The sequence below is a fragment of the Candidatus Phytoplasma sp. AldY-WA1 genome (assembly GCF_020312115.2).
In the GTDB taxonomy this organism is placed as follows: domain Bacteria; phylum Bacillota_I; class Bacilli_A; order Acholeplasmatales; family Acholeplasmataceae; genus Phytoplasma; species Phytoplasma vitis.
The window spans coordinates 1-13,665 of the sequence record NZ_JAHRHX020000023.1; the positions used below are offsets into that span (position 1 = coordinate 1).

General features: G+C 21.6%; 11 protein-coding genes. 2 read left to right on the top strand and 9 right to left on the bottom strand.

Annotated elements, in window-relative coordinates:
* Positions 1-243 precede the first annotated feature (243 nt).
* The 4 genes from KTO59_RS02620 to KTO59_RS02635 all read right to left on the bottom strand — a co-directional run bounded on the left by KTO59_RS02620 (position 244) and on the right by KTO59_RS02635 (position 7,719).
* On the bottom strand, positions 244-2,442 hold the full coding sequence (locus tag KTO59_RS02620; protein WP_225696026.1) for an ATP-dependent helicase: 2,199 nt from the start codon (positions 2,440-2,442) through the stop codon (positions 244-246).
* Positions 2,443-2,486: 44 nt separating this feature from the next.
* Positions 2,487-3,218 carry a triose-phosphate isomerase gene (gene tpiA / locus KTO59_RS02625; RefSeq protein WP_225696025.1) on the bottom strand — a complete coding sequence of 244 codons (732 nt, stop codon included), beginning with the start codon at positions 3,216-3,218 and terminating at the stop codon, positions 2,487-2,489.
* Positions 3,219-4,015: 797 nt separating this feature from the next.
* Complete coding sequence (locus KTO59_RS02630; RefSeq protein ID WP_225696024.1) at positions 4,016-4,552, bottom strand: helix-turn-helix domain-containing protein; 537 nt, start codon at positions 4,550-4,552, stop codon at positions 4,016-4,018.
* A gap of 152 nt (positions 4,553-4,704) precedes the next feature.
* Positions 4,705-7,719: a hypothetical protein gene (locus KTO59_RS02635; protein ID WP_284928480.1), complete on the bottom strand. Its 3,015-nt coding sequence runs from the start codon at positions 7,717-7,719 to the stop codon at positions 4,705-4,707.
* Between the two features lie 156 nt (positions 7,720-7,875).
* On the opposite strand from KTO59_RS02635, the gene ruvA reads away from it, so the two are divergent.
* On the top strand, positions 7,876-8,433 hold the full coding sequence (gene ruvA / locus KTO59_RS02640; protein WP_225696022.1) for a Holliday junction branch migration protein RuvA: 558 nt from the start codon (positions 7,876-7,878) through the stop codon (positions 8,431-8,433).
* 19 nt (positions 8,434-8,452) lie between these two features.
* A complete protein-coding gene (gene ruvB / locus KTO59_RS02645) occupies positions 8,453-9,451 on the top strand; it encodes a Holliday junction branch migration DNA helicase RuvB (RefSeq protein ID WP_225696021.1) in 999 nt (332 codons plus the stop codon).
* Positions 9,452-9,874: 423 nt separating this feature from the next.
* Here the strand turns inward: ruvB and KTO59_RS02650 are convergent, their stop codons facing one another.
* The 5 genes from KTO59_RS02650 to KTO59_RS02670 form a co-directional block, all read right to left on the bottom strand.
* Complete coding sequence (locus KTO59_RS02650; RefSeq protein ID WP_284928483.1) at positions 9,875-10,000, bottom strand: hypothetical protein; 126 nt, start codon at positions 9,998-10,000, stop codon at positions 9,875-9,877.
* A gap of 313 nt (positions 10,001-10,313) precedes the next feature.
* Positions 10,314-11,207 carry a Bax inhibitor-1/YccA family membrane protein gene (locus KTO59_RS02655; RefSeq protein WP_284928484.1) on the bottom strand — a complete coding sequence of 298 codons (894 nt, stop codon included), beginning with the start codon at positions 11,205-11,207 and terminating at the stop codon, positions 10,314-10,316.
* On the bottom strand, positions 11,207-12,316 hold the full coding sequence (locus KTO59_RS02660; protein WP_284928485.1) for a hypothetical protein: 1,110 nt from the start codon (positions 12,314-12,316) through the stop codon (positions 11,207-11,209). The genes KTO59_RS02655 and KTO59_RS02660 overlap by 1 nt, the downstream gene beginning before the upstream one ends.
* A 446-nt stretch (positions 12,317-12,762) precedes the next feature.
* A complete protein-coding gene (locus KTO59_RS02665; protein WP_284928486.1) occupies positions 12,763-12,891 on the bottom strand; it encodes a hypothetical protein in 129 nt (42 codons plus the stop codon).
* A 313-nt stretch (positions 12,892-13,204) separates the two neighbouring features.
* A partial coding sequence (locus KTO59_RS02670) for a Bax inhibitor-1/YccA family protein (RefSeq protein WP_284928487.1) occupies positions 13,205-13,665 on the bottom strand: 461 nt, incomplete at its 5' end.

The following is a 13,665-nucleotide window of genomic DNA, read 5'->3' on the forward strand; positions in this document are numbered from 1 at the left end:
ATTTAATTTTGGTAAAAATTCGAAAATAAAATTTATAAAATTAATTACTAATCATAATTTTATTTATATTCAAAATAATTTATTTTTATTAATATAGATAAAAAAACAGAATGTATTAAATACAAAAAAATAGATATCGAATTTTAAAATCGATATTTATTTTATTTGAAAAAAATTTAATTTTTTATGTATATTTTTTTCATAATTTAATATTGATAAATTTAAAATAATTTTCAAGAGATATTAAATTTTTTTGAAAGAATTATGTGTAATGAGAATTTTTTTTATCCCGTGAGGTTTAAAAATTATTGACAAGATATCTTTGTTAACAGAGATAATAAGACCTTTTCCAAATATATTGTGCATAACCTTATCTCCTACTTTATAAGATGTTTTATTTTCATCTTTTGTTATGTCAATAGACTTATATTTATTAGGTTCCGATATTATTATGTTTTCTTTTGTTTCAGTAAATTTCATTTCTTCTAAAAAAGATACAGGTCGTGTAAATTCATTTTGTTTATTACGAAATAAGAATTTTCTAACATTTGCGCTTGTAAGAAAAAGTAATTCTTTTGCTCTTGTTATCGCAACATAAGCGATTCTTCTATCTTCTTGGACATTTTTTTCGCCGTACTCTTCTATATCATCTAAAAAAATATTATTTTCCAAACCTATAACAAAAACAATTTTGAATTCTAAACCTTTAACTTTATGTATTGAGGATAAAAGAACTTGATTTTTATCATTATCATCTTTTTCGCTATACAAAGTTATTTTATTTAATAATTCATTTAATTTTTCTACAAAAGTACCTTTTTGTTTTTGATTTTCTAAATTGAAAATGTCTTGCAAATTATCTAAATTATTTTTAATTTTGTTTTCGTTTGAGTTATTATAATTATTTTTATCTTTTTCTTTTTTATCTAAAATTTCAGAATATTTAATTTTTTCATTAATTAAATTTATACAATTTGATAAATTACATTTTGATTCATCATGAAAAATTTTTAAAAGTTCTTGAAATGTTTTTTTTAAATTATTAATTTTTAACTTTATTGTATCTTGTTCAGAAACATAATCCATAGTTTCGAACAAAGAAATTTTTCTTTCATTAGCTATTTTTTCTAATTTATTTATAGTTGTTTTTCCTATTTGGCGTGGAGGAGTGTTAATAATTCTTTTAAAATCGAAATCATTTTTAGGAAAGAGAAGGACTTTTAGATAAGCTAAAAAATCTTTAATTTCTTTTTTTTGATAGAAAGAAGTAGAACTTTTAATTATATAAGGAATGTGTTGAATAATTAAATTGTTTTCTATCTCTTTGCATAATTTATTCATTCTGTATAAAATAGCTATATCTTTGTAATTATATTTTGAATTTTGAACTAATTTTTTGATTTTTTTAGCAATAAATTCTGATTCTTTTTTATCATTTTGAAAGTTTCTATAAATAACTTTTCCATGAGTAATATTGCTTTTAAGATTGTTTTTGAAATGATTTTGTTTTTCATCATAATTATATTTAATTAATAAATTAGCTTTATCTAAAATATTTTGAGAAGAACGATAATTTTGATCTAAATAAAAAATATTACCCTTGAAATCTTTTATAAATAATTTATTACACAAAGGTTCTGATCCTCTAAAACTATATATATTTTGATTCGGATCTCCTACAACGAAAATAAAATTATTTTGACCTATCATTTTAATTATTTGATATTGAATCAAATCAATATCTTGAAATTCATCTATTAAAATATGAGAGAATTTCTTTTGATAAAAAGAAGTTAAAGAAGTATTATTTTTTAATATTTGATAAGTGTAAATGATTAAATCGTCAAAATCTAGAAAATTATTTTTTTTTAAATATTCTTCGTAAAAATTAAAAATTTGTTTTTCTTCAGAAGAACGCAATTCTATATTTATTTGTTTTTGTATTTCTAATTCTTCAAAAATTTGTTTTTTTATTTTATTATTTTTGATATCAGAGATTTTTTTTATTAAATATTTAGCTTTATATTTGTCTTTATCTAATTTTAAAATATCTATTTTTTCTTTGATAATTTTTTTTTTTTCTTTTTCGTCGATAATAAAAAAAGAAGAAGTTAAATTTGAATTAAGATAAGCAATATTCTTTTTTAAAAACGAATACCCAAAAGAATGAAAAGTACAAATTGTTAAACGAGAAAAATCATGAAAAGAAATAAATTCTTTCAAACGTTGTCGCATTTCTTTAGCTGCATTATTAGTAAAAGTTATTGCTAAAATATTATCTCCATCTATATGTAAATTATTGATTAAATGAAATATTTTATTGGTTAAAGTAGTTGTTTTTCCTGTTCCTGCACCAGCATGAAGATAAATAGCTTTTTTATCTGAAATAATAACTTCTTTTTGTTTTTCATTTAAATTATTTAACAATTTTTGTTTTTCCATTTTTATTTTAAAAAACTTTCTTTTTTTTTTTTTTTACATCAAAATTATTCTAAATTATCATAATATTTTTCGTTATATATTTTAAGTCCTATTTTAGTGAAATATAAGAAACTTGATACTTCTAAAGAACTATTTCCTATTAAAACACCATCAATTTCTTTTTGTTTTAAAATAATTTCTATATTAGATTCATTAGTAGAACCGCCATAAATAATTCTTATTTTTTGAGCTAATTCATTAGAAAACAAAGAAGCTACTTTTTGACGGATATTTTTTATAATTTCGTTGGAATCTTCAGGTTGAAGACTTTTTCCTGTTCCGATCGCCCAAAAAGGTTCATAAGCTAATATAATTTTTTCTACATAATCTTGTGGAACGTTTTGGAAAATATTTTCTAATTGTGTTTCTAAGAATATTTTAGTTTTGTTTTCGTTTTTAGTATTAATATCTTCTCCTATACAAACGATAGGATAAATATTTATGTTTAAAAGAGCTAGAAGTTTTAAATTAACTGTTTGGTCTGTTTCACCAAAAAGTGTTCTTCTTTCACAATGTCCGATTAAAGCGTATTTAACACCTAATGAATGTATATTTTTAGGAGAAATTTCTCCTGTATAAGCGCCTTCATTTTTGTAAAAAACATTTTGAGCACCTATTCTCAAATTTTTTCCTTCTATTCGAGTTAAAACATCTAATAAAGTTATTTGTGGAAAAATAATAGTTTCTACTTTTTTTCTATCAGGTATTTTATTATTAATTTGATAAACGAAATTCAAAGCTGAATATGACGATAAATCAACTGCGTTTAAGATGCGAATCTTTTATTACAGTTGGTCCCGTCCCAAACCGTACAAGCAAGTTTTCAAGCATACGGCTTTCCATAATTCTATCTCTAGAATTACTGACTATTTTCACCCTTTAAAGGTTGTTAACCTTCGACTTGGTTGGTCGATTGAATTAGGTATTCCATCCTCATTTTTACTCCAACGATTACTAAATAGTCTCTTTTTCCTTGCCTCTAAGGACTCGGATAAATTGAGTTTCCTTCAAATACCCTATCCTTATTTGTTTCCGAAAAACTGAGGTTTAGGAATCTACCAGTTACTTTAAATATCTACCTTTTGGACTTAGGTGAAGTTTGACCCAGCTTGCGGAATTAACCTTAGACAAGAGTTGCTTGTCCAGCTATGGGTGGAGTCTAGGTTTATGATGATTTCACTGCGAAACACAAAGACAATTTCCAGCTATCTAGATTAACGGATTTACACAGTTGCCGTTAAGTTAGAAGATTACCTCACTTTATTCCTCTTAGGGTTTTTCATCCTTATCCATATCCAAATTTGCTCGCGGAATCTTTTTGACTATACTGTTTCGTCTCAATTCGCTTTTACCTTCTGCTGTAATCTGTTATTCTTTCGTTTAACAAACCGAAGATATGCATTCAGGGGAAATCTTCCCTGGCTATTGGTTAAATAGCACGATATTTAAGCCTCTTGGTCGCCCCTTTACATTTATTCATTTTCCAATTACCAGCTATAACGATTTTTCTCATTTTGATGATATCCTTTATAATTTATTTCGAAGATGAAATGATTTTTAATATTTTGGTTATTTCCTCATTTTGATTTAATAAATAATATTTCTTATCCGTTGATAAGTAAAAAGTATCTCCTTTACTTAAAAAAAATCTTAATTTATCTAAAATTAAAACAACTTCTCCTTCAAGTACAAAACCAAAAACATCTTCTTTTTTTGCAATATTAATCTTAGTTTGTCCTTTGGGTTCAATTTCTATAATTGTCGGTTCTATTCGATATCTTGTAAGATAAGGGAAAAGATAATAAATAGTATTTTTAAGATTTGGTTCTTTGACAATTAAGAAATCTTCCTTTTTATGAATTAATTCTATATTTTGTTCTTCTTGAAAAAATTCTGAAGCTGATTTTTTAAAAATTTTTAATAAAGAAAATAAAATTTTTAAAGAAGGAGAAATTAAATTATTTTCTATTTGAGAAATATATCCACTAGTTACATTTATTTTCTTAGCTAAATCTTGTTGAGTTATTTTTCTTTCTAATCTTAAATTTCTAATTTGTTGCCCTATGTTCAATTTTCAGTTCCTTTTTTTAAAATTAAATAATGTAAATAATTAAAAAGAAATATATTTGAAATAATATTTTTTAAAAAAATAATAAACATAAAAAAATTTTATTTTTTATATACAAACAATATTATATAATATTTGAAAAAATTATTGTTAATTTACAAAAAAAGAATAAATTGGTTGTATAAAAATAATTGTATTTTTATTTTATGATTTAGTTTTTTTTTATTTTGGGAATAAGTTTTTTTTAATTCTAACTTATTTTTTATGTTTTTAAAATAAAAAAATATTTTTGTTTTCCATATATGAATTTTTTTTATCCAAGAAAAATAAGAAATTTTTTTTTTAAAATTTTTTTTATTTTTTTCTTTTTGTTTTGATAAAAATAAATTATGTGAATTATATTTTTTTTGTATTTTTATTCTTGTAATAAGAAGTTTTTGTTCTTCTTTTGCTTGCATTTTTGTTATTAAATCGTTTTTGTCTTTTTCTATCTTTTGTTTTTGCAAGAATAATTTTTTTTGGATATTAAAGTCTTGAATTAAGTCGTTCTCTTTATTTAATTTTTCTGTTTCTATTTGATTTAATTTTTTTTTAAAATGGTTTTGAATTTCAATTAAAACATCTTTAAAATTTTCTTTAATAAGAATGTTTTCTTTTCTTCTTTGTTGTAATTTATTTTCAAATATTTTTTTGTTATTGAGAAACTGATTATCAAGATTATATTTTTCTTTTATTTGTATTTTTTTTGTTTTTTGGATATTTATTTTATGAATTTCTTGAGTTATTTTTAAAAAATTTTCAGATAGCCATAACATTTTTTGATACATTTTATTAAGCAATTCTGTTTGTTCTAATTTTATATCTTTATTAAAATTGTATTTAATTTTTGATAAATAAATATATTCTTTATTTAAAAATTTATTTAGAAATTGAATATTTTTTAACTCTTTTAAATAATAAGAAATGATTTTTTTTATACAAAATCTAAAATAAATTTTTTTGATTAAAGATGGATTTGTTTTTAAATTAGTTATTTTATTTAAATAAAAAGAAATTTTATTTTGATATAAAATATGTTTTTTTATTTTTTTTTCTTGAATTTTTTTGATTTTTTGAATATATTTTTTGTTTTGTAATTGTTTTTTTTGTTTTTTTTCTTGTAATAAAATGACGGTTTTTTTCAAAAAGATATAATTTCGTTCATAAATTTTAATTTCATTTTCTATTGAAAAGTAATCTTTTTTATTTTTTAATTTATTTTTATTAACTAAATCATGAATATAAAAAATATTTTTTTTAGTATATTTATAGATATTATTATACAAATCAATTTCTTTTTGAAGATTTAATTGTTCTAAATTATCCATTTCTTCTCTTAAGATATTAAGAGAATCAAATTGTTTATTTTGAAAATTATTTAAAAATAATTTACATAAATTTTGTATTCTTATTAGTTCTTTTGTTTGATATGTTTTTTGTTCTAAATATTTTTTTGTTTGATTTTTAAGGTTATAAAATAAATTATTTTGTATTTGATTTTTGGAATCCATATAATCAATGAATAAAATCAAATTATCTAAAATATTTTTTTTATACAAAAAAAAATTTTTGATATCGTATTCTATTTCTAATTTTTCCATATCAGTTCTTTTATGAAAAAATTCTGTTTGTTGTTCAAAATTGATGTTTTTAAAAATATTATTTTTGTAATGTGTTTGTTCTAAATCTATTATTTTTTTATTTAAATTTATTGTTTGATTAATATTTTCAATTATATTTTCTAAATATTTGGAATCGAATTTTATAAGTTCAATTTTTGATTGAATTTTAATTAAATTTTCTTTTTCTTCTTTTTCTTGTTGAGTAGTTATTTTTTTTTTATGATACTCTAAGTGGTTTAATTCAATATCTACTTTATATTTTTCATGTTCATAAGAATATTTTATTTCTTCTTGTTCTTTAATTTCTTTTAATTCTTTATTTATATTTTTATATTTTTTTATTATTTCAGCAATTTGAAAATTTAATTCCAACAATTTAATTTCTTTTAGAAAATGATTATCGATAATTTCTTTTTCTTTTTGGCAAGAAAATTTATTTTGTTGAATTTTTAAATTATTAATCGTTTCTTCCGAAATATTTTCAATATTGATAATTTTGATGTTTTTTTGACTTAATGATTTTAAAAAAATATATTTTAGTTGCCAAAGATATATATTTTTAAAATTTTCTATTTTGTTTTGTTTATTTGTTTTCAATAATATAATAAAATTTGTATTTTGTGTATTGTTTTTAAATTCCAGAATACCAAACATTTTTAATTTATTTGTTTTAATTAGTTTTTTTGTTTTTTCTTTTAAGTTGTTTTCTTTTTGACAAAAAATTTGCTGTATTTCGTTTAAAATTTTATTATGTTGATTTAATTTTTTTTGAAAAAAAATATTATTTTTTTGAATCGTTTTTGAAAAATTTTTTTCTTTTTCTTTTTGTTCTTTTTGTATTTGGTTCAAATAAGAATTATATTTTATTTCAATATTTAATATTTGATCTTTATGTTTTTGTTTTATTTGGTTAATTTGGTTATTAGAATGAATATGTTTTTGTTCAAAATCTTTTATAATATCATAAGTAATAGTTTTGATGTTTTCTGATAATATTTGATTGTGTTCTAAAAAAATTTTTTTTAATTTTTCTTTTTTTAAAATTGTTTCTTTTTGGATCTTAAGGAAATTTTTTAAAAATTGTTCATTATTTTGTTTTATTTTTTCTTGTTTTACTTTGAATTTTTGATAAATTTTTTTTTTTTCTATTTTTTTTTGTTCTATTTTGTTTTTTATTTTTTGAATTATAAAATTATAATCTTCGTAATTTATTTTATCTTTTTTTTGATATTCTTTTTTTTGATTTATAATTTTTAATATATTATCTTTGTATTTGATATTTAATTTGTTTATATTCAATAAAAAAAATTTTTTTAAATTACTATTTTCCTTAAATTGTTCTTTTTTAAGCTTTGAATAAAATAATTGTTTTTTAAAGTCTTCAAAAAAATTATTTTTTTCCAAAAAGATTTCTAATTCTTTTATTTCTAATAATAAGTGATATTCCGGAATATCTTTATCATTGTTAGGAATTTTTGAGGACGATAAACATTGTTTTGATAAAGTCATATTAAATTTAAATCAACTTTCATTTATTTTACATAATTTAAATTCATTTCATTAATAATGTATATAAATATATATTATAATATTATAACATAAATAAATTTTAAGAAAATGATATTTTTGAAAATAAATTAATAAAAAGGATTATATATTCTTAATATGTATTTTTATATTAAAGGTAAAGTCACATCTATTCAAAATGATAGTGTTGTCTTAGATAATAATGGTATTGGTTATCACATTGGTTTTGCTAATCCATATGTTTTTTATATAAATCAAGAAGTAAAATTGTTTACTTATTTTTATATTAAAGAAAATATTCATTTTTTATATGGTTTTTTAGATACTAAAATTTTATTTTTTTTTAAAAAATTAATCGCTATTCCGGGTATTGGACCTAAAAGCGCTATTTTACTTACTAATCAAGATTTTTTTCAAGAAATTCAAAAAGCAATATCTGAAAATAATGTTTCTTATTTATTGAAATTACCAGGAATCGGCCAAAAAACAGCACAACAAATTATTTTTCATTTAAAAAATAATGATTTATTTCAAACTAATAAAATTTTATTAAATCCGAAACAAAAAGATGTTAAAGAAGTATTAATTAATTTAGGATTCAAAAACAAAGAAGTTGATAAAGTTATCAATAAATTAGATTTTGATAAAAAAATAGAAATTATTGTTAAAGAAGCTTTATCATTAATAATGAAATAATTTTTAAGGATATTAAATTATGAAAGATTTAAAAACACAGGGTAATAAAAAAGAACAAACCGAAGAAAATAAAAAATTTTTGAGACCTCAAAGATTAAATGAATATATAGGCCAAAATAAAATTAAAAAAATTTTATTCGTTTATTTAAAAGCAGCTCAAAAAAGAAAAGAATCAATAGATCATCTTTTGTTTTATGGTCCTCCTGGTTTAGGAAAAACTACTTTAGCTAAAATTATCGCCAACGAATTAGGAGTTAATTTTCAAGTTACCAGTGGTTCTAATATTGAAAAAATTGGCGATATAGCGATTCTTTTAAGTAATTTACAAAAAGGAGATATTTTATTTATTGATGAAATTCATAGTCTTCCTAAAAATGTTGAAGAAATTTTATATTCAGCAATGGAGGATTATGTTTTAGATGTTGTTATTGGTAAAAATGATGAAAAAAGAACAATTAGGATTGATTTGCCTCCTTTTTCTTTAATTGGAGCGACAACTAAATTTGGAAATATCGCTTTCCCTTTAAGAGATCGTTTTGGTTTGATTTTAAAGTTAGATTATTATCAAAAAGATGAGCTTGAATCAATTATTAAAAGAACTGCTTCTGTTTATGGTAACGAAATAGAAGAAAAAGCCTTAGTAGAATTAGCTAAAAGAAGTAGAAGAACTCCAAGGATAGCTAATCGTTTATTTCGAAGAGTTAGAGATTTTGCCGAAATTTATTCAAAAAAAAATATTACTTATGATATAACTTTACATACTTTAGAAAAGTTACAAATAGATGAAAACGGATTAGACGCAACAGATTTTAATTATTTACAAAATTTAATTTATAAATTTAATGGTGGTCCAGTAGGTATTAAAAATATTGCAGCAACAATCGGAGAAGAAATTTTTACTATTGAAGAAGTTTATGAACCTTATTTAATCAAAGAAGGTTATATAAAAAGAACTGCTCGCGGAAGAATAGCAACAGATTTAGCTATTGAATTATTAAAACAAAAAAAGAAGAAATAATTTATTTTAAATAAATAGAAAATTTTAAATTAATTAATAGTTGTTAATTTGCACTATTTCGTTTTAATACAACTTTTTATTTTAAAATTATAGAGCGCCGAACCGCACCCTATTCCATCAACAACAATTAATTTAAAATATTAACTCGATAACTAATAGTTTTACTATAAGTTTTCCAATTTTCTAAAATTACTTGTTCTAAATTTCTAACTACTGGAATGTCATCAAACAACATCTACACATCCCATAATAAAATCTTCAACACCGTCAATAGCTTTTACTTGCTGTTTCTAAATCATCAGGATTTTTTTCTAAATATCACCTACATAATTAACTAATTTTTCACTAGCAACTCCTGAAATACCATTAATTAAAAATTACCAACACTCAAACTCTTAATAGCTTTACAAGATACTTTTTTCGTTATTTTTCTATTATTTTTTTAATTATTTTTTGATCGAAAGAAAGATTGGTATTTTTAAAATGTTGAGCTTTAATAATATTATTATGTTCTAAAACTTTTTCATCCATTTTCAAAAAACAATACATATGAAAATAACCGATTACCTAACCATCTTAAATCGATAAAATAATAATTATCATCTCTTCCGTTACGAGAACCACCATCAAAATAAACAGTCAATTTATGTTAAATGTTTTTTAATTAAATGTTTTCTTTTTTCTAAATAAATCGTTTCACATTTAAAATTGACTAAAAAAGCTTCAATACAAGCATTTTGAGCAGACTCTCTTTTTCTGAGAAACTAGGAATCAAGCATATCACTATAAATAAAATACATAAATATGGTATATATTGTATATACCAAATCAAAGATCATCAAGTAAATTTCCTTGTTTAATATTATTTTTCATCTATATTCATCATTTTTTTAACAATAACAATCATTATATATGAAATAGCGAAATATATTGTTGCTGCCCAAATAAATAAAGTGCTAATAACAAGCCATTGGTATTTACACGGTATTTTTTGCTCGATCAATTCATCTAATTGTTGTAAATTAACGATCCACATCAAAGTACCTAATACTATACCCAAAATAGCTAAAACAATACCAATAACCATTTTAATCAAAACAATCAAATTCAAATTATCAAAACCTACCCAATAATTATAAAAAAGCAAAGCGATATTGATCAAATGAAAAGAGAAAGAAATAGTGATAACCAAATTAACTGTTTTTTCACTAAGGCATATTTTTTTAAAATAATATAGAAAAGTAACCAAACTAAGTACGAAAAAAGTAGTTAAAAAAGGAATCCAAAATAATAAAAAAAAGTATTTTCCAACGAAAATAAAAAAGAATGCTTCAAAAATTCCTGTTGTAATTGCTAAAATAAAAGTAGCCAAGGGTAAAAAAGAAAGCCAACAATAATAACCAATCACCCACAAAAAAAATCCAATAACAAACGAAAAAAACGGCCAAGCTCCATACGACCAAGCTTCAGAAAGATAAACACCCATACCAGTAAATTCTGCTATTTCATTATGTTTAAAATAAATCCCAAACCCAACAACTAACGCCAAACCAAGGAGCAAAAATAACTTACTAAAAACACTAAAATAAGAAATCGTTTTGAAGTTACTGGTTACTGGGAGGTTACTGGTTACTGGAAGATTTAACTTCGCTAGTCGTTTTTTTAAAATATAAGAAGGGTCGTCCTCTTTTTTTTTAGTTAATAAATGTTTTTTAATCCTTTTAGAAGGATTGAATAAAAAATTAATCCATTTCATCAATTAATCTCTCCTTTAAGATGACCGCCATAAACATTTAATGATTGGTTATCAGAATCAAAACTTTTCTTTTTTAAAAGATTAACTAACATATGATCTGAATTAGCGATATTTGTACGTGTAACTAAGTGAAAGCTTCTTTGGTGATTGACGTTTTCTTTTAATTCGTAAATTTCTAATTCGTTTTCCGTACTAAAATGAATGGCAAAGCCGATAGTGTTATTAGTGACATTGAAGTTGATGCGTTGTTTTAAGTTATTATCAGATTCTATAATTTGTTCTGCTTTATCCCACGCATTTACAATTCCAGGTACTAATATTTTGCCAAAAAAACGTCCAACTGTTTTTTTAGCTGCTTTTTTAAGGGTAGTTCGAGCGATTTTATGACCAACTCGTTTATTGATTTTGTCAATAATAATTTCTTTTAAACGGCGTTTTAAACGTATTTGAATAATTCGTTTTATATCTTTTAGAGGGTCTAATTTTTTTTCATCAATTTCAACTTCATTGTTTAAACTTGCCATAATTTCATCTATACAAGAAATATATTGTTCGCAATCGCAAAAAGCAATATCAACTTGCTTAATGTTTTCTAATTGTTTTAAATCAAAAAAGAAAAAACCTTTTCCGGGGTCACTTTCTAATTCATAATAAACAATGTCATTTAACATTGCGATTTTATCATCCTTTTCGTCAATCCATTTATCAGTAACACCTGTCATTTCGAACTTATCATAAAAAAAATTAACAAAATTTCCTGCTCCAGGTATAAATCCGACCCCTATTAAAGCAGCATCTTTTACTAATTGTTTGCCGTTGCCCCATTCTTGATAAGATTTACAAGGAACCATTTTTATCCCTGGAATATCATAAAATAAGCGAGAATTAATCGAAAAAACTGAACCACCTTCATGTTTCCATTTTTTTAATTCATGTTTTTTAGAATAATCTATTTCATAATTATTAGGGTTAAAAGATGAATCATCTCCTACTCCTCCTGCATCAATTAAAGCTAAAACTGGAATCAAATAAATATTTAAAAAAAATAAAATTAAGAAAATCACAAATAAAAATTTGATTTTAAGATTTTGAAAAACTTTCAAAGACATAAAAAAACTCCTAACAAATTATTTTTTATTTGATAAAATATTTAATAAAATTCAAATATTATATTTTTAATGATATTTTTGAAAATTAGATAATAATTAGATAATAATTTAAAAAAATAATACTTTTTTTAAAAAATTAAAAACAACTAAAATTGAGATTTTGAAATTTTAAAAGATTACTATCGCCTAATTTCTTTTTTTGAATAATTTAAAATAATTTCAATTATATATTTTTATACAATTAGTTTTTGGTTAGAATATACTTTATATCAAATCATATCTTTTTAATATTGTCTTTTTTTGATGATAATTAAAATATATAATTGAAATTATTATAACATTAAACCAAAATAAATGTTGAAATAAATTTAATAACATAAATTTTTGGTTAAGTTACATAATAAGAATTTAATTTTTTATTAACATTTATAAAGTTAATGTTGATATTAGTTTTTAAGAATTAATGCAATAATTATTTTTTGATCGAAAGAAAGATTGGTATTTTTAAAATGTTGAGCTTTAATAATATTATTATGTTCTAAAACTTTTTCATCCATTTTCAAAAAACAATACATATGAAAATAACCGATTACCTAACCATCTTAAATCGATAAAATAATAATTATCATCTCTTCCGTTACGAGAACCACCATCAAAATAAACAGTCAATCTATGTTAAATGTTTTTTAATTAAATGTTTTCTTTTTTCTAAATAAATCGTTTCACATTTAAAATTGACTAAAAAAACTTCAATACAAGCATTTTGAGCAGACTCTCTTTTTCTGAAAAACTAGGAATCAAGCATATCACTATAAATAAAATACATAAATATGGTATATATTGTATATACCAAATTAAAGATCATCAAGTAAATTTTCTTGGTTAATATTATTTTTTGTCTATATTCATCATTTTTTTAATAATAACTAACACTATATATGAAATATCTACAAATATTGTTGCTGCCCAAACAAATAAAGCGCTAATAACAAGCCATTGGTATTTACACGGTATTTTTTGCTCGATCATTTCATCTAATTGTTGTAAAGTAACGATCCACATCAAAGTACCTAATACTATACCCAAAATAGCTAAAACAATACCAATAACCATTTCAATCAAAACAATCAAATTCAAATTATCAAAACTTACCCAATAAATATAAAAACTAAAAGCGATGTTGATCAAATGAAAAAAGAAAGAAATAGTGATAACCAAATTAACTTTTTTTTCACTAAGGCATATTTTTTTAAAATAATATAGAAAAGTAACCGAACTAATTAAGAAAAAAGTAGTTAAAAAAGGAATCCAAAATAATAAAAAAAAGTATTTTCCAAGGAAAATAAAAA

Excerpts from the sequence above, each read along its gene's own strand:
- KTO59_RS02620 (WP_225696026.1), bottom strand. The coding sequence starts at position 2,442 with ATGGAAAAACAAAAATTGTTAAATAATTTAAATGAAAAACAAAAAGAA.
- KTO59_RS02635 (WP_284928480.1), bottom strand. The coding sequence starts at position 7,719 with ATGACTTTATCAAAACAATGTTTATCGTCCTCAAAAATTCCTAACAAT.
- ruvA (WP_225696022.1), top strand. The coding sequence starts at position 7,876 with ATGTATTTTTATATTAAAGGTAAAGTCACATCTATTCAAAATGATAGT.
- ruvB (WP_225696021.1), top strand. The coding sequence starts at position 8,453 with ATGAAAGATTTAAAAACACAGGGTAATAAAAAAGAACAAACCGAAGAA.
- KTO59_RS02650 (WP_284928483.1), bottom strand. The coding sequence starts at position 10,000 with ATGTATTGTTTTTTGAAAATGGATGAAAAAGTTTTAGAACATAATAAT.
- KTO59_RS02655 (WP_284928484.1), bottom strand. The coding sequence starts at position 11,207 with ATGAAATGGATTAATTTTTTATTCAATCCTTCTAAAAGGATTAAAAAA.
- KTO59_RS02660 (WP_284928485.1), bottom strand. The coding sequence starts at position 12,316 with ATGTCTTTGAAAGTTTTTCAAAATCTTAAAATCAAATTTTTATTTGTG.
- KTO59_RS02665 (WP_284928486.1), bottom strand. The coding sequence starts at position 12,891 with ATGTATTGTTTTTTGAAAATGGATGAAAAAGTTTTAGAACATAATAAT.